This is a genomic window from Dietzia sp. CH92 (assembly GCF_032248695.1).
Taxonomy (GTDB): Bacteria; Actinomycetota; Actinomycetes; order Mycobacteriales; family Mycobacteriaceae; genus Dietzia.
Genome location: NZ_JAVHXC010000002.1, coordinates 161,559 through 177,818, shown reverse-complemented (window position 1 = coordinate 177,818; position 16,260 = coordinate 161,559). Strand labels below are relative to the sequence as shown.

Below are 16,260 nucleotides of genomic sequence, written 5' to 3'. Positions count from 1 at the left end.
GACGGTGTCGTAGGCGTAGGCCATCATGAGTGCATGCCCGCCGCCTTGGACAGGTTCCACCCGGCCACCGCCTCCTGGTTCCGAGGCGCGTTCGACGCGCCGACCGCCGCCCAGGAGGGGGCGTGGACCGCCCTCGCCGGCGGCGCGCACACCCTCGTCGTGGCCCCGACCGGCTCGGGCAAGACGCTCTCCGCCTTCCTCGCCGCGCTCGACCGGCTGCTGCTCGGTCCCGCCCCGGCCGACGCGGGTCCCGCCGACGAACTCGGCCCCGGCACACGCGTGCTCTACATCTCCCCGCTCAAGGCCCTCGCCGTGGACGTCGAGCGCAACCTGCGCGCACCGCTGGCGGGGATCGCCCGGGCGGCCGCGGAGAAGGGCGTGCCGACCCGCGACGTCACCGTGGGGATCCGGACAGGCGACACCCCGCCGGACGAGCGGCGCCGCCAGCGCGCCAGGCCACCACATGTCCTGGTGACCACCCCGGAGTCGCTGTTCCTGCTGCTCACCTCGGCGGCGCGGGAGACGCTCACCGCCGTGGACACGGTCATCATCGACGAGATCCACGCGGTCGCCGGCAGTAAGCGCGGCGCGCATCTCGCGCTGAGTCTGGAGCGCCTCGACGAGCTGCTCGACGCGCCCGCGCAGCGGGTGGGGTTGTCGGCGACGGTGCGGCCGCACGCCGAGGTCGCCCGGTTCCTCGCCGGCGAGCGACCGGTGACGATCGTCGCGCCGCGATCGGACAAGAGCTTCGAGCTGTCGGTGCGCGTGCCGGTGGAGGACATGGCCGACCTGTCCTCCTCCGCTCCCGAGGTCACCGCGCCGCCCGGCACCCCGGGCCAGGGGTCCATCTGGCCGCACGTCGAGCGGCAGGTGGTGGATCTGGTCACCGCGCACCGCTCGACCATCGTGTTCGTCAACTCCCGGCGCCTGGCGGAACGGCTCACCGCCCGGCTCAACGAGATCTACGCCGAGGACACCGAGCCCGGCTCGCTGCCCGAGCCCCCGGCCCGGCCGCCCGCGCAGGTCATGGTGCCGTCGGAGGTGACGCGGGGTGCGCCGGCGGAGCTGGCCATGGCCCATCACGGGTCGGTGTCCAAGGAACGGCGGGCGCTGATCGAGGACGCGCTCAAGTCGGGTCGGCTGCGCGCGGTCGTGGCCACGTCCTCGCTCGAGCTGGGCATCGACATGGGAGCGGTGGACCTGGTCGTACAGGTCGAATCGCCGCCGTCGGTCGCCTCCGGCCTGCAGCGTGTCGGCCGCGCCGGTCACCAGGTCGGCGAGGTGTCGCGCGCCGTGGTGTACCCCAAGCACCGCGCGGACCTCGTGCACAGCGCGGTCACGGTCGAGCGGATGCTTGAGGGCGCGATCGAGGAACTCAGGGTGATCGCCAACCCGCTCGACGTCCTCGCCCAGCAGACGGTGGCCGCGTGCGCGCTCGAGCCGATCGACGTGGAGGAGTGGTTCTCGGCCGTCCGACGCACCGCCCCCTACGCCGGGCTGCCGCGCCCGGCGTTCGAGGCCACCCTCGACATGCTGGCCGGGAAGTACCCGTCCGCGGACTTCGCCGAACTCAAGCCGAGGCTGGTGTGGGATCGCGACGCCGGCACCCTGACCGGCCGCCCGGGCGCGCAACGACTGGCCGTCACCTCCGGCGGCACCATCCCCGACCGTGGCCTGTTCGGCGTGTTCATGGTGGGCGAGAAGGCCACCCGCGTCGGCGAGCTGGACGAGGAGATGGTCTACGAGTCCCGGGTCGGGGACGTCTTCGCCCTGGGGGCGTCGAGCTGGCGCGTCGAGGAGATCACCCACGACCGCGTGCTCGTCTCGCCCGCGCCCGGCGGGACCGGCCGGCTGCCGTTCTGGCTGGGTGACGACCAGGGCAGGCCGGCCGAACTCGGCCGCGCCCTGGGAGGGTTCCTGCGTGAGGTCTCGGCCGGTTCGGACCGGGAGGTCGCCGCGCGCCTGGACGCCGCCGGTCTGGACACCTACGCCGCCGAGAACCTGCGCCGCTACCTGGCGGACCAGCGGGAGGCGACCGGCCACGTCCCCAGCGACACGACCCTCGTCGTGGAGCGGTTCCGCGACGAGGTCGGGGACTGGCGGATCGTGCTGCACTCGCCGTTCGGCGCGCGCGTGCACTGGCCGTGGGCGGAGGCGGTGCGCGCGCGGCTGGCCGCCGCGCACGGGTTCGACGCCGTACCGGTGGTGTCCGACGACGGCATCATCCTGCGGGTCCCCGACACCGGTGACGACGGCGAGACGGGCACCCGCCCGGGAGCGGAGACGTTCGCGATCGGGGCGGAGGAGGCGGTCGACCTCGTGACCCGGCACGTGGGCGGCTCCGCGCTGTTCGCCTCCCGCTTCCGCGAGTGTTCCGCCCGCGCCCTCCTGTTCCCCAGGCTGGACCCGGGCCGGCGGGCCCCGCTGTGGCAGCAGCGGCAGAAGTCGGCGCAGCTGCTCGACGTGGCCCGCCGCTACCCGGACTTCCCGATGATCCTCGAGGCGGTGCGCGAGTGCCTGCAGGACGTCTACGACGTGCCCGCGCTCGAGCGGCTGCTCGGTGAGATCGAGTCGCGGAGTGTCCGGATCGTCGAGGTCGACACGCCCGGTGCCTCCCCGTTCGCCCAGTCACTGCTGTTCGACTACGTCGGCGCCTTCCTCTACGAGGGCGACTCGCCCCTGGCGGAGAAGCGGGCCGCCGCACTGAGCATCGATCCCGGCCTGCTCGGCCAGCTCCTCGGCCGCGTCGAGCTCCGCGAACTCCTCGACGTGGATGTGCTCGACGCGGTCGAGCGGCGCCTGCAGCACCTCGAACCGGAGCGCGCGGCCCGCGACGCCGAGGCGGTGATCGACCTGCTCAGGCTCCTCGGCCCGCTGACCGTCGAGGAGATCACCGCGCGCTCGGCCCAACCCGACGCCGTACCGGGCTGGGTGGACGGCCTGGTACAGGCGGGGCGGATCGTCCCGGTGGAGCACTCCGGCCGCAGCTGGTGGGCGGGGGTCGAGGACGTGGCGCGGCTGCGTGACGGCCTCGGTGTGCCGCCTCCCCCCGGCGTGCCGTCGGCCTTCCTCGGCGACGTCGAGGACCCGCTGGGTGAACTCCTCCGCCGCTACGCCCGCACGCACGGCCCGTTCACCGTCGAGGCCGTGGCCGAGCGGTTCGGACTCGGCGTGGCGGTGGCGCGCGGCGTGCTCGACCGGCTCACCTCGTCCGGCACGCTCCTGGCCGGCGAGTTCCGCCCCGGGGCGACCGGACCCGAGTGGTGCGACGCCGAGGTGCTACGCCACATCCGCCGCCGCTCGCTGGCGGCACTGCGCTCCCAGATCGAACCGGTGTCGCACTCGGCGCTCGGGCGCTTCCTGCCCGGGTGGCAGAGTCTCGGCTCGGGTGGTGACCCCGGCTCCGGCGCGGCGCGCGGCGCCGAGTCCGGGGTGGACGGTCTCCTGGCGGTGATCGAGCAGCTCGACGGCCTGGCGCTGCCCGCCTCCGCACTCGAGCCGCTCGTGCTGGCGCCGCGGGTGCGGGACTACTCCCCGGCGATGCTGGACGAACTGCTCGCCGGGGGCGAGGTCATCTGGAGCGGGCGTGGACGTGCCGGATCCCGCGACGGGTGGGTCTCACTGCACCCGGCCGACTCCGCCGGCGCCACCCTGCCGCTGGAGCGACCGCAGCCGGACGGGCCGGTGCACCTCGCCGTCGTCGACTCCCTGCGCGGCGGCGCCCTGTTCTTCCGCGACATCGTGACCAGGGTCAAGGACGCCACCGGCGCCGTGTCCGCTACCGCCGCCCCCGCTGGCGCGGCCTCCGGCGGTGCGCCGGGGGAGTCCGCCACCGGCGACACCCCGGCGGTGACCGAGGCCGCGGTGCGCGACGCGCTGTGGGACCTAGTGTGGGACGGCGTCGTCACCAACGACACGCTCGCTCCGCTGCGCGCGGTGCTCGCCGGCGGCGGCTCGTCGGGGTCGGGCACCGCGCACCGCTCGCCCCGCGCCTCCGCCCGACCGCGCCGCGCCCGTTTCGGTCGGACCGCCATGGCGCAACTGAACGGCGCGGTCGCCGCGGGCACGAGGACGCCCCCCGTGCTGGCCGGGCGGTGGTCCCTCGTCCCGGAGCCGGTCACCGACGCCACTCTGCGGGCGCACGCGTGGGCCGAGACGCTGCTGCTCCGTCACGGCGTCGTCACCCGGGGCGCCGTGGAGGCCGAGGAGATCCCCGGCGGGTTCGCCGCCGTCTACAAGGTGCTGGCGCAGATGGAGGACTCCGGGCGGTGCCGTCGCGGGTACTTCGTCGACGGTCTCGGCGCGGCGCAGTTCGCGGCGGGCAACACCATCGACCGGCTCCGCACGTTCGACGACACGGCCGACGAGGCCCACTGGCCCTCCGGCACCGACGAGCCCTCCGTGCGGGTGCTCGCCGCGACCGATCCCGCCAACCCCTACGGCGCCGCCCTGCCGTGGCCCGCCGTCGCGTCCGTCGGAGACGCCGCTGACGGGTCGGGGATCGCGACGGGCGGCGGGTCGGGTCACCGGCCGGGCCGTAAGGCGGGCGCCCTCGTCGTGCTGGTCGACGGCGTCTGCGTGCTGTTCGTCGAACGCGGGGGGCGGACGATCCTCGTGTTCGACGATCGCGCCGGCGCCGTGCCCCTCGCGGCGGGCGCGCTGGTCGGTGCCGTGCGGTCCGGCGCCGTCGGGCCGCTGACGGTCACCACGCTCGGTGGGGAGCCCGTCCACGGCTCGCGCCACGCCGCCGCCTTCGAGGAGGCCGGGTTCGGCATCACGCCCAAGGGGCTGCGGATCCGGCGCTGACACCTTGAGGCCCGGTGGTTCATTAGTTAGAATATGCGCATTGGTGCATATGTTGTGAAGGGGGGCGCGGGATGGGGGTCGGTCACGCCCACGGGGCGCACGGCGGTCACGGTCCGGGGCACACCCACGCCCGCCCCGCGGGACATGCCGGAGGACGGCATCGGGCACGGCTCGCGATCGCTTTCGTCCTGACGGCGGCGTTCTTCGTCGTCGAACTGGTCGCCGGCCTGGTCTCCGGCTCCCTCGCGCTGCTCTCCGACGCCGGCCACATGGGGGCGGACGTCGTGGCGCTCGGCGCCGCCCTGCTCGCCACGGTCATCGCCACCCGCCCCGACTCCACCGGCCGCCGGACCTTCGGCCGCTACCGCGTGGAGATCTTCGCCTCCGGCCTGGCCGTCCTCATCATGCTCGGGATGGGCGTCTACGTGCTGGTCGAGGCGTTCGGCCGGCTCGGCTCGCAGGCGTCGGTCGCCACCGGCACCATGCTCTTCGTGGGCGTGCTCGGCCTGGTGGTGAACCTGATCTGCCTGGTGCTCCTGCGGGACGGGTCCGACGAGAGTCTGGCGGTGCGCGGCGCCTACCTCGAGGTCCTCGCCGACGCCGCCGGCTCGGTCGGCGTGATCGTGGCGGCGCTGATGATGCGGGCCACCGGCTCGACGATCTGGGACCTCCTGGTGGCCGTGGGCATCGCGGTGTTCATCGTGGTGCGTGCGATCGCGCTCGGCCGCCAGGTGCTGACCGTCCTCGCCCAGCACGCCCCCGCAGGCGTGGAACCCGCGGAGGTCGAGGCGCAACTCGGCGGACTCCGCGACGTGAAGGAGGTGCACGACCTGCACCTGTGGACCCTCACCTCCGGGATGGACGTCGGGACCGTCCACCTGGTCGTCGAGCCGGATGCCGACCACGCCGAGGTGCTCGACGACGCCCGGCGTGTCCTGCTCGACGCCCACGGGATCGAGCACGTGACCGTGCAGATCGAGACCGCAGGCGTCGGCGGATGCCGCGAACTGGGGTGGTGACCCGTGCCCGAGGGTGACACCGTGCACCGGGCGGCCGCGCGCGTCCACGCTGCGCTCGCCGGGCGGACCCTCGACCGCGTCGAGCTGCGCGTTCCGAGATTCGCCGCGGTCGACCTGCGCGGCCGGACCGTGGAGGCGGCCCGGGCGCGGGGCAAGCACCTCCTGATCGAGATCGGCCCCGATGACCGAGGGCGTGACCCCGTCACCCTCCACCTCCACCTCAAGATGGAAGGCCGAATCCACGTGCTCCGCGCGGGGGAGCGGTGGCGGTTCCCCGCACACACCGCCCGACTCGTCCTGCGGGGCGACGATGTCGAGGTGGTCGGGACCGAACTCGGATTCCTCCGCGCACTGTCCCCCGCGGAGGCCGACGAGGCGATAGCCCACCTCGGCCCCGACCTCCTCGGCGACGACTGGGATCCGTCCTCCAGCACCGCGGACATCGTGCGTCGCATCGGGGAGCGGCCCACTCGCACGATCGGCGAGGCGCTACTCGACCAACGGAACCTCGCCGGCATCGGCACCGTCTACCGGGCCGAATTGTGCTTCGTGCGAGGAGTGGACCCACGCGATCCGGTGGAAGCCGTGCCCGACCTGCGCGCGATGGTGACGCTCGCCCGGCGCATGCTGGTGGCCAACGCCGACCGGGCAGTGCGCGTGACTACCGGAGACACCCGGCGCGGCCGCGAACTGTGGGTCTACGGCCGGGACGGCAAACCCTGTCGCCGCTGCGGGACCGAGGTGGAGACGTTCCGTCTGGGCGGACGAGCGGACCCCGACGACCCGCAGGATTCGCTGGACCGCATCGCCTATCGTTGCCCCTCCTGCCAGCCGCGCCGTGCCACACTGGGCGCACCGCAGACGGAGGAGAAGTCGTGACCGAACGCAAGACGATCCTGATCACCGGAGCCAGCTCCGGCCTCGGCGAGGGCATGGCCCGCCGCTGGGCCACGCAGGGCAGGGACCTGGCACTGTGCGCGCGTCGTCTCGATCGACTCGAGGAGCTGCGCGCGGAGCTCACCGCCGCCCATCCGTCGATCACGGTCGCGGTCCGCGAGCTCGACGTCGCCGACGGTGACGCGGTGGAGCGCGTCTTCGGCGAGCTCGACGCCGAACTCGGGGGAATCGACCGCTTCGTGCTCAACGCCGGGCTCGGGAAGGGCGCCTCGATCGGTACCGGCAAGGCGCACGCCAACCGCGAGACGGCGATGGTCAACGTCATCGGCACGCTCAACCAGGCCGAGTCGGCCACGGCCCTGCTACGAGCCCGCGGCCACGGGCATCTGGTGTTCATCTCGTCAGTGAGTTCGCTGCGGGGGATGCCCAAGGCCCAGAACACCTACGGGGCCACGAAGGCATTCGTCTCCTCGTTGGCGCAGGGGCTCTACGCCGAGCTCGACAGCGCGGGCAGCGGCATCACGGTGACCGACATTCTCCCCGGTTACATCCGCACGGACATCAACCGCTCCGTGAAGACCTCGCTGATGACCGAGTTCGATGAGGGCGTCGACGCGCTGGTCAAGACCATTGATGCCGAGCCCGTTCGAGCTCTGGTCCCCGCGAAGCCGTGGAAGGCGATCGGGCCGCTGTTGACCCTGCTGCCCGAGAAGGTCAGCCGCCGCTTCGTCTGACCGCACAGACCCCGCACGACCCAGCCTTCCGGGACTCCCACCTCAGAAGGGTGGTGGTGGTTGGAGTTGTTGGTCGAGTTGCTTGTCGAGGTGGTCGAGCAGGGCTTGGCGGATGGCGTGTTCGAGGGTGCTGTGGTGGGGTTTGTTGCGTTGCCACCAGCGGCTGTCGTCGGCCGGGCTGAACCCCCGCGGCGCGGCCGGGGTCGGGGCCGGGCTGGTGGTGGGCGATCCGGGCGCGGTGGCTGCTTGGGTGCGTTCGCGGGTCAGGCGTTGGGCGCGGCGGGTGAAGTAGGTGGCCTGCTCGGTGGCCGCGGCCGCGTCGGTGTGTGGGTGGGGGTTGCGGCGTTGTTGGCGGGCCCAGGCATCGGCCTCGGCGCGCTGTTGTTCGCGTCGGTATTGGGCCAGGGGTCCTTCGGGGCGGGTGATCATGGTCGCCCCGTCGGGGGTGGTGATGACCAGGGTGCCGTCGGGCTCCAGGCGGTAGTGCCAGTCGGAGAAGGTTTTGAACCGGTGGTGGCGTCGGCATTCGGCCATCAGGTTCGTCTCCACGGTCAGCCCGCCCCGGGCGGGGTCGGCGTGATCGAACGGCACGACATGGTCCAGGTCGCAGTCCTCGGCCGGGACCGTGCATCCGGGATGGCGGCAGGTGCCATCGCGTAGCCGGACACGGCGCGCCAACTCCGCCCCGGGCCGATACTTCAGTTCGGCGCCGGGCTGGTCGGCGGCGCCGATCGTGGGGTCCACCTGCTCGAAGCTGGCGCCGTCGCAGGTGGCCAGCATCTCCAGCAGGGTGGCCAGGGCGGCCTCGCCGGTGCGGGTGAACTCTACCCGCGCCCCGTCCTGATCCCGGCCGGTCTGGCCGGTGGCGATGACGGTGACCTTCGGCCGCAACACCGGCGCCCGGCCACCGGCAGCACCCGCAGCGGCGTCGGCGGAGCCGCCCTCGGAGTCGGCGGCGTCGCGGGATCCGGTGTGGCCGGGTGCGTCGCCGCACACCAGGGACATCAACGCATCGGCGCGGCGTTCGGGTTTGGTGTACGTCACCTCGGGCCCGGCGCCCGCGGTCTCGTCCGCACCGGCGGCCCCCCCGGCCGCCGCGGCGGCGGCGGCGGCGGCCTCGGGTTCGGCGACGGGGGGATCCAGGGCCGCGGCCCGTTCGGCGGCGTCCTCGGGGGCCAGGATGGCCGAGACATTGGACATGCCGTCGGCGCCTTTGGTGAACCGGACTCCGCGGGCCCGGCGGGCGTCGGCTCTGCGCAGCCGGATGCCGTCGGGGTCGTGGCGGCCGATGATGGCATCGATATTGTCGCGCAGGCCCTTCTCACCGAGCCGGATGCCGGCAGCGACCCCGGCCAGGTAATCATCGACGACCTGGCGTTGCACCTTCTCGAGCACGTCGACGTGGACGGTGGCCATCTGCCGCGCCAGAAGCTCACCGACGCGTTGTTCCATCAGCCCGGCGGCCATCGCTTCCAGGATGGCGGGGTAGCGGGTGTGTAGGTCCCAGGCGAAGGTCAGCATCGTCTCCGCGCGCCGGGCCGAGATGTTCATCTCCGCCACCACATACCCGGCCGCCGCGACATGCCCGTCCACCACCGCGTACCCGGGCCGGGCCTCGTCCAGGCCGTACCCGTACTCGGCCAGGCACGCCTGCAGCAGCTGATAGCACGCCACCAGACGCCCGGCGGCGGCACGATTCTCCGCCGCCCACCCCTGGTGCGCCGCCGCCCGCAACGCCACCAACACCGAGGTGGAGCCACTTGCAGCGGAACCACCGGAGGCGGGGCCACCGGAGGGGGAGTCGGCAGCGCCACCGGCCGCCTCGCCAGCCTGACCTGCCATGCCCCCACCCCCTTCGGTGCGCCTCGCCCGCGCGGCCCCGGCCGCACATCGTGTCGAATACGTGTTCTATTCTACGCACGTGTGTTCGCCACCACAAGGGCTACGTGAGTGGACCCCTGGAGGAGGCAGGGGAGGCCACGGGTAGGGCTACGCGCGCACTATTCGGAATGCGACGACCAGTGCGCGGTGAGGACTGCGAGGCGGGCGCGCCGGGGCTGCGAGGGGGGCTGGGATGCGCGAGAGGCAGCCCCGTCGGCAGAGGGTCAGCGCCGCCCGCGGGCCTCGCGGTAGATCTCGACGAGCGAGTCCGTCGACGAGTCGAAGGCCGGCTCCGGGTGCGTCTCGGCGGTGAGGGCCGCGAGCAGCTCCCCGGCCTGGGCCTTGCCCAGTTCGACGCCCCACTGGTCGAACGCGTTGATGCCGAGGATCGCGGCCTGGGTGAAGACCACGTGCTCGTACAGCGCGATGAGCTGGCCCACCACGCCGGGGGAGAGGGACGGCGCGAGGATGGTGGTGGACGGCCGGTTGCCGGGCATGACCTTGTGCGGGGCGAGCTCCGGCTCCACGCCCTCGGCGAGGACCTCCTCCTCGGTCCTGCCGAACGCCAGGACCCGCGACTGCGCGAAGAGGTTGGCCATGAGCATGTCGTGCATGGAGACGGGGCCGGCGCCGGGGACGTCGGCGTCCAGGTCGACGGCGGGTCGGGCCACGCCGATGAAGTCCACCGGCACGAGCTGGGTGCCCTGGTGCAGCAGCTGGAAGAAGGCGTGCTGCCCGTTTGTCCCGGGCTCGCCCCAGTAGACCTCCCCGGTGGGGTACGTGACGTCCGAGCCGTCGAGGCGCACGGACTTGCCGAGGGACTCCATGGTGAGCTGCTGGAGGTAGGCGGGGAACCGGTGCAGATCCTGGGCGTACGGGATGACCGCCTTGGACTGCGCGCCGAGGAAGCACGTGTACCAGATCCCCAGCAGGGCCATGAGGACCGGCGCGTTGTGCTCGGGCGCTTCAGTGGCGAAGTGCAGGTCCATGGTGTGGAAACCCTCGAGCATCTCGACGAACGCCGCCGGGCCCGCCGTGATCATCACGGACAGCCCGATCGCGGACGACACCGAGTAGCGGCCGCCGACCCAGTCCCAGAAGCCGAACATGTTGTCCGCGGCGATGCCGAACGCGGCGACCTCGTCCGCGGCCGTGGAGACGGCGACGAAGTGGGAGGCGATCGCCTCCTCGGACCCCAGGGCCTCGATGAAGTGGCGCCGCGCCGCGTGGGCGTTGGCCATGGTCTCCTGCGTGGTGAACGTCTTGGAGGCGACGATCACCAGGGTGGTGGCCGGGTCGATCCCGGCGAGGGTCGCCGAGAGGTCCGCGGGGTCGACGTTGGAGACGTAGTGGGCGCGGATCCCGGCCGTCTGGAGCGGACGCAGCGCCGCGTCGACCATGACCGGGCCCAGGTCGGAGCCGCCGATCCCGATGTTGACCACCGTGTCGATCCGCTCGCCCGTGTGCCCGGTCCACTCGCCCGAGCGGACGCGGTCGGCGAGATCGGTCATGCGCGCCAGGACCGCGTGGACGTCGGTCACCACATCCACGCCGTCGACGACGAGCTCGGCATCCGCCGGGAGCCTGAGCGCGGTGTGGAGGACAGACCGGTCCTCCGTCGTGTTGATGCGGTCTCCCCGGAACATGGCCGCCCGCTGCGCCGGCAGCCTGACCGCGTGGGCGAGCTCCGTCAGCGCGGCCAGGATCTCGTCGGTGACAAGGTGCTTGGACAGGTCCACGTGCAGGTCACCCGCCGTGATCGACATCCTGTGTCCGCGTTCCGGATCCGCGGCGAACAACTCGCGCAACGTCACCTCGCCGATCGAGGGGACCAGGCCCTCGACCGCTGCCCACTGCTCGGTCGTGCTGATGTCGGTCATGGCTGCGAGATTAGCCGGGAATACGAACGCGCCGCCGACGGTTGAGGGGATGTGACCCGCGCAACTCCACCCACGTCATCACTCCCGGCGCAGGCCGAGCGGCTCGTCGCGCTCGGGGTGCCGTCGCTCGCCGGGATCAGCGCCGACCGGTTGCGGGACCACGCCCGCGCGCTGGCCGCCGAATCCGGCGACGGGCGCGGCGACGGCGGAGCCGTGCTGGCCGTCCACCCCTCACTCCTGTCGGCCGCGCAGCTGACCACCCTCATGCGCCGCGACGGGAAGGCCGGCTTCGTCGTCGTCGACATGACCGACCTCGCCGACTTCACCCCCACCGACGACATCACCCTGCCCGACGCGCCGCTCTACCTCCTCGACGACGTCACCCGCGGCGACGACATGCTCGACTGGACGCCGACCGAGGCCCACGCCGAGCTGACCACCCGGGGCCGGACACCGCTCACCGTCTCCGAGGGCGTCAGCTGGGTCCTCCAGCAGCCCGAGGTGCTCGAACCGGGCAGGTGCTTCATGTGCATCGGCTCGCGCCGGACCAAGCCGACCGGCGGGCTCGACTCACGGACCCCCGCCGTGTGGATCAGCGGCGGCACCGGGCGCGACGGCGCGGGGAACAAGGGCGCGCCCAAGGTCGGCTGGTGCTGGGCGAACAACCACCACACCTGGCTGGGTTTCGCGTCGACCTCGGGCAGGCGCGGACCGGTCGGGTAGCAGTCAGGTTCAGTAGCCCAGGCGACCGCGACCCAGCCGCAGGAGCATCCCCGCCAGCGTCTGCCCCTCCTCGCCGAGAACGGCGAAACGCTCGTAGACCTTGAGCTCACGCGTGTGCACGAGCTTGGTCCCGCCCGACTGCATGCGCGTGCGACCGATACGGCGCGAGATCTCGCTACGGCGCTGGATGGCGTCCAGGATCTCGGCGTCCAGACGGTCGATCTCCAGTCGCAGTTCCTGGATCTCGGCCTCGGACAACGGATCGTCGGTGCCGGCGGGGTCGGTGCTCATGGAACGAATTATCCCACTGCCCCACTCGGCGGCGGGAAGACCGTCTAATGTTTCCGCCCGTGGAAGCCTTCAACACGATGCTCGCCGACATCGGATCGGTGATCTGGGGACCGTTCGTCCTCATCCCGCTGCTGCTCGGCACCGGCCTGTTCCTCACCATCCGTCTCCGGGCGCTGCAGTTCCGCAAGCTCGGCCCCGCCCTGCGGCTCGGACTGCTCAAACGGCACGACGACGGCGGCGCGGGCGACATCTCCCAGTACCAGGCGCTCACCACGGCCCTCGCGGCCACGGTCGGGGTCGGCAACATCGTCGGCGTCGCCACCGCCATCGCGCTCGGCGGACCGGGCGCGCTGTTCTGGATGTGGGTCACCGCGCTCGTCGGCATGGCGTCCAAGTACTCCGAGGCGTTCCTCGGCGTGCGGTACCGCGTCACCGACGCCCGCGGTGAGCAGTCCGGCGGGCCCCAGTACTACCTGCACCGCGGGTTCGCGGAGGTCTTCGGACGCACCGGCGGCCGGATCGGCCTGGTCCTGTCGATCGTGTTCGCGGTGTTCGCCGTCCTGGCGAGCTTCGGCATCGGCAACATGACCCAGGGCAACGCCGTGGCCACCCAGCTGGAGAACTCGTTCGACATCTCTCCCGTCGCCACCGGCATCGTCATGTTCATCCTCACCGGCGCGGTCCTGCTCGGCGGCATCAAGTCGATCGGCCGGGTCACCGCCGGATTCGTCCCGCTCATGATCCTGCTGTACATCCTCGGCGGCCTCGTGGTGCTGGTCGTCAACGCCGATCAGATCCCGTCGGCGTTCGCCCTGGTCTTCACCGACGCCTTCACCGGCACCGCGGCGGTCGGTGGCTTCGCCGGCTCGGCGATCCTCTACGCCATCCAGATGGGTGTCGCCCGCGGCATCTTCTCCAACGAGTCCGGCATGGGCTCGGCGGCGATCGCGGCCGCGGCCGCCAGGACCACCCACCCCACCCGGCAGGGGCTGGTGTCGATGACCCAGACGTTCATCGACACCATCATCGTCGTCACCTTCACCGGCCTCGTGCTGGTGACCTCCGGCGTGTGGCAGCAGGGTGGCGACTCCGCCGGCACGATGACCGCCGACGCCTTCGCCGCCGCGATGCCGGAGGGCGACAAGCTGGTCGCGGTGTCGATCGCGTTCTTCGCCTTCTCCACGATCCTCGGTTGGTCGTACTACGGCGAGCGGTGCATGGAGCGGCTCGTGGGCGCGCGCGGCGTCATCCCGTACCGCATGGTGTTCACGTGCGTGGTGTTCATCGGCGCCGTCACCGAGCTCGAGGTGGTGTGGAACTTCGCCGACGTGATGAACGGGCTCATGGCCATCCCGAACCTCATCGGTCTGCTGGTCCTGTCGGGCCTGATCGTCCGCGAGACCCGGCACTACCTCGACAACGACCCCGGCCTCGACGCCACCGCCGCGCAGGTCGACGAGTTCATGGGGGCCCGCGCGCGCTGAGGCACCGGGCGGTGTCGGACCGGGTGGGTAGATTGGACCCCACGATGACCGACACCGCCTCCGCTCCCGCCCGCCAGCACCCGCCCCGCTCGGCCCACTCGCCGCTGCTCGACGGGCTCAACCCACAGCAGGCCGCCGCGGTCACCCACCGCGGCGGCCCGCTGCTGATCGTGGCGGGCGCCGGATCGGGCAAGACCAGTGTCCTCACCCGGCGGATCGCCTACCTGTTGGCGGAGGGCGGCGCCCATCCGGGCCAGATCCTGGCCATCACGTTCACCAACAAGGCCGCGGCCGAGATGCGTGAGCGGGTCGCGGCGCTGGTCGGCCCGCACGCCGAGCGGATGTGGGTGGCCACGTTCCACTCCATCTGCGTGCGCATCCTGCGGGCCCAGTCGGCGTTGCTGGGGACGCGCAACTCGAACTTCACGATCTACGACTCGGACGACTCGCGGCGCCTGCTGGGGATGATCGCCAAGGAACAGCAGCTCGAGGTCAAGAAGTTCACCCCGCGGATGCTCGCCACGGCCATCTCCAATCACAAGAACGAGCTGCGGGACCCGTCCGAGGCGATGGACCGGGCGCTCGAGGACTCCGACCGCACCGCCCAGACGGTCGCCGCCGTCTTCACGGAGTACCAGGCGCGGTTGCAGGCGGCCAACGCGTTCGACTTCGACGATCTCATCGGTGAGACCGTCGCCCTGCTGCGCGCGCACCCCGAGGTGGCCGCGTACTACCGGCGGCGGTTCCGCCACGTCATGGTGGACGAGTACCAGGACACCAACCACGCCCAGTACGTCCTCGTCCGCACCCTCGTGGGTGGCGCGGAGGGGGACGACGACGAGGTGGGCGTCCCCCCGGCCGAACTCTGCGTGGTGGGTGACGCGGATCAGTCGATCTACGCGTTCCGCGGGGCGACGATCCGGAACATCGAGGACTTCGAGCACGACTACCCGGATGCCCGTTCCATCCTGTTGGAGCAGAACTACCGGTCCACGCAGACCATCCTGACGGCCGCCAACGCGGTGATCTCGCGGAACGCCGGACGGCGCGAGAAGAACCTGTGGACCGCCGAGGGCGCCGGCGAACTGCTCGTGGGGTACGTCGCGGACAACGAGCACGACGAGGCGCGGTTCATCGCCGGGGAGATCGACCGCCTGGTGGACTCGGGCGAGGCGTCCTACTCCGACGTCGCGGTGTTCTACCGGACCAACAACTCCTCCCGCGTGATCGAGGACGTGTTCGTCCGCCTGGGCCTGCCCTACAAGGTCGTCGGCGGGACCCGGTTCTACGAGCGCAAGGAGGTGCGCGACGTGGTCGCCTACCTCAAGGTGCTGAACAACCCCGACGACGCGGTGGCGATCCGGCGCATCCTCAACACCCCGCGTCGCGGCATCGGCGACCGGGCCGAGGCGTGCGTGGTGGTCCACGCCGAGCAACGGGGGATCGGGTTCGCGCAGGCCCTCCGCGACGCGGCCGAGGGGAAGGTCTCGCTGCTGCCGACGCGGTCGGTCAAGGCGATCGCCGGGTTCGTCGAGATGCTCGACGACCTGCGCGGGCGCCTCGACGGTGCCGACCACGCGGGGGGTCACGACTCCGCCCCGGATGTGGGCGCGCTCGTGGAAGCGGTGCTCGACCGCACGGGCTACCGCGCGGAACTGGAGGCGTCCAACGATCCGCAGGACGCCGCGCGCCTGGACAACCTCAACGAGCTGGTCGGCGTGGGCCGGGAGTTCTCCTCGGAGGCCGCGCTGCAGCGCTCCGCGCGGGAGCAGGGGTTCATCGAGGAGGCCGACGCGGATACCGATACCGACCTCGACGAGGGGCTGGCCGAGCCGGGCTCCCTCGCGGCGTTCCTCGAGCGGGTCTCGCTCGTCGCCGATGCGGACGAGATCCCCGACGACGACCAGGGGCAGGTCACGCTCATGACCCTGCACACCGCGAAGGGGCTCGAGTTCCCGGTGGTGTTCCTCATCGGCATGGAGGACGGTCTCTTCCCGCACATGCGGGCCCTGGGGGATCCGGCGGAGTTGTCCGAGGAGCGGCGACTCGCCTACGTGGGGATCACCCGGGCCCGTCGGCGGCTCTACCTCACGCGCGCGATGATGCGGTCGTCGTGGGGGCAGCCCATGACCAATCCGGGCTCGCGGTTCCTCGAGGAGATCCCCTCGGAGGCGATCGAGTGGCAGCGCGAGGAACCGGCCGGCGGTGGCTTCGGGGAGGACGACTCGTACGCGCCGCGGCGCCGTTTCGGCGGTGGTGCCGGCGGCCACGGCTCCGGCGGGTACAGCTCGGGCGGGTTCGGTTCCGGCGGAGGCTCGGGTGGACGGTCGTCCGGTATCCCGCGCGCGAAGAGCTCGGCCCCCGCGTTGCAGCTGGCCCCGGGTGACAGGGTCACGCACGACAAGTACGGACTGGGCAAGGTCCTGTCCTGTGACGGCAGCGGACCGCGGGCCACGGCGACCATCGACTTCGGCGCCTCCGGGAAGGTCCGGCTCATGCTCATCGGGGGAGTCCCCATGCAGAAGCTCTGACCCGGGCCGGCCGG

10 protein-coding genes are annotated in these 16,260 nt (G+C 72.2%); 7 read left to right on the top strand and 3 right to left on the bottom strand.

Translation table 11 applies throughout. The annotated features are described in order from the left end of the window. Nucleotides 1-33 precede the first annotated feature (33 nt). The 4 genes from RWK90_RS04175 (at nt 34) to RWK90_RS04160 (ending at nt 7,456) form a co-directional block, all read left to right on the top strand. The gene (locus RWK90_RS04175) at nt 34-4,806 is read left to right on the top strand and encodes an ATP-dependent helicase (protein ID WP_314035048.1); all 4,773 of its coding nucleotides are present in this window, start codon (nt 34-36) and stop codon (nt 4,804-4,806) included. A gap of 71 nt (nt 4,807-4,877) precedes the next feature. Then, nucleotides 4,878-5,825, top strand: a complete 948-nt coding sequence (locus tag RWK90_RS04170) for a cation diffusion facilitator family transporter (RefSeq protein WP_314035046.1) — start codon at nt 4,878-4,880, stop codon at nt 5,823-5,825. A gap of 3 nt (nt 5,826-5,828) precedes the next feature. Further along, nucleotides 5,829-6,704, top strand: a complete 876-nt coding sequence (locus RWK90_RS04165) for a DNA-formamidopyrimidine glycosylase family protein (protein ID WP_314035045.1) — start codon at nt 5,829-5,831, stop codon at nt 6,702-6,704. Next, nucleotides 6,701-7,456 (top strand): SDR family oxidoreductase, encoded by a 756-nt coding sequence (locus RWK90_RS04160; RefSeq protein ID WP_314035043.1) that lies wholly within the window; start codon nt 6,701-6,703, stop codon nt 7,454-7,456. The genes RWK90_RS04165 and RWK90_RS04160 overlap by 4 nt, the downstream gene beginning before the upstream one ends. A gap of 42 nt (nt 7,457-7,498) precedes the next feature. Here the strand turns inward: RWK90_RS04160 and RWK90_RS04155 are convergent, their stop codons facing one another. Beyond that, a complete protein-coding gene (locus RWK90_RS04155; protein ID WP_314035041.1) occupies nt 7,499-9,298 on the bottom strand; it encodes a DUF222 domain-containing protein in 1,800 nt (599 codons plus the stop codon). A gap of 263 nt (nt 9,299-9,561) precedes the next feature. After that, nucleotides 9,562-11,217 (bottom strand): glucose-6-phosphate isomerase, encoded by a 1,656-nt coding sequence (gene pgi / locus RWK90_RS04150; RefSeq protein WP_314035039.1) that lies wholly within the window; start codon nt 11,215-11,217, stop codon nt 9,562-9,564. A gap of 51 nt (nt 11,218-11,268) precedes the next feature. Between pgi and RWK90_RS04145 the strand changes: the two genes are divergently transcribed. Continuing rightward, nucleotides 11,269-11,940, top strand: coding sequence for a DUF5701 family protein (locus RWK90_RS04145; RefSeq protein ID WP_314035037.1), 672 nt, complete (start codon nt 11,269-11,271; stop codon nt 11,938-11,940). 9 nt (nt 11,941-11,949) lie between these two features. Here RWK90_RS04145 and RWK90_RS04140 read toward each other — a convergent pair whose 3' ends face one another. Continuing rightward, nucleotides 11,950-12,231 (bottom strand): chorismate mutase, encoded by a 282-nt coding sequence (locus tag RWK90_RS04140; protein ID WP_314035035.1) that lies wholly within the window; start codon nt 12,229-12,231, stop codon nt 11,950-11,952. Nucleotides 12,232-12,278: 47 nt separating this feature from the next. Between RWK90_RS04140 and RWK90_RS04135 the strand changes: the two genes are divergently transcribed. Then, entirely contained in the window at nt 12,279-13,715 is a 1,437-nt protein-coding gene (locus tag RWK90_RS04135) for a sodium:alanine symporter family protein (RefSeq protein ID WP_314035033.1), read from the top strand. Between the two features lie 44 nt (nt 13,716-13,759). Then, nucleotides 13,760-16,246: a UvrD-helicase domain-containing protein gene (locus RWK90_RS04130; protein WP_314035031.1), complete on the top strand. Its 2,487-nt coding sequence runs from the start codon at nt 13,760-13,762 to the stop codon at nt 16,244-16,246. Nucleotides 16,247-16,260 lie beyond the last annotated feature (14 nt).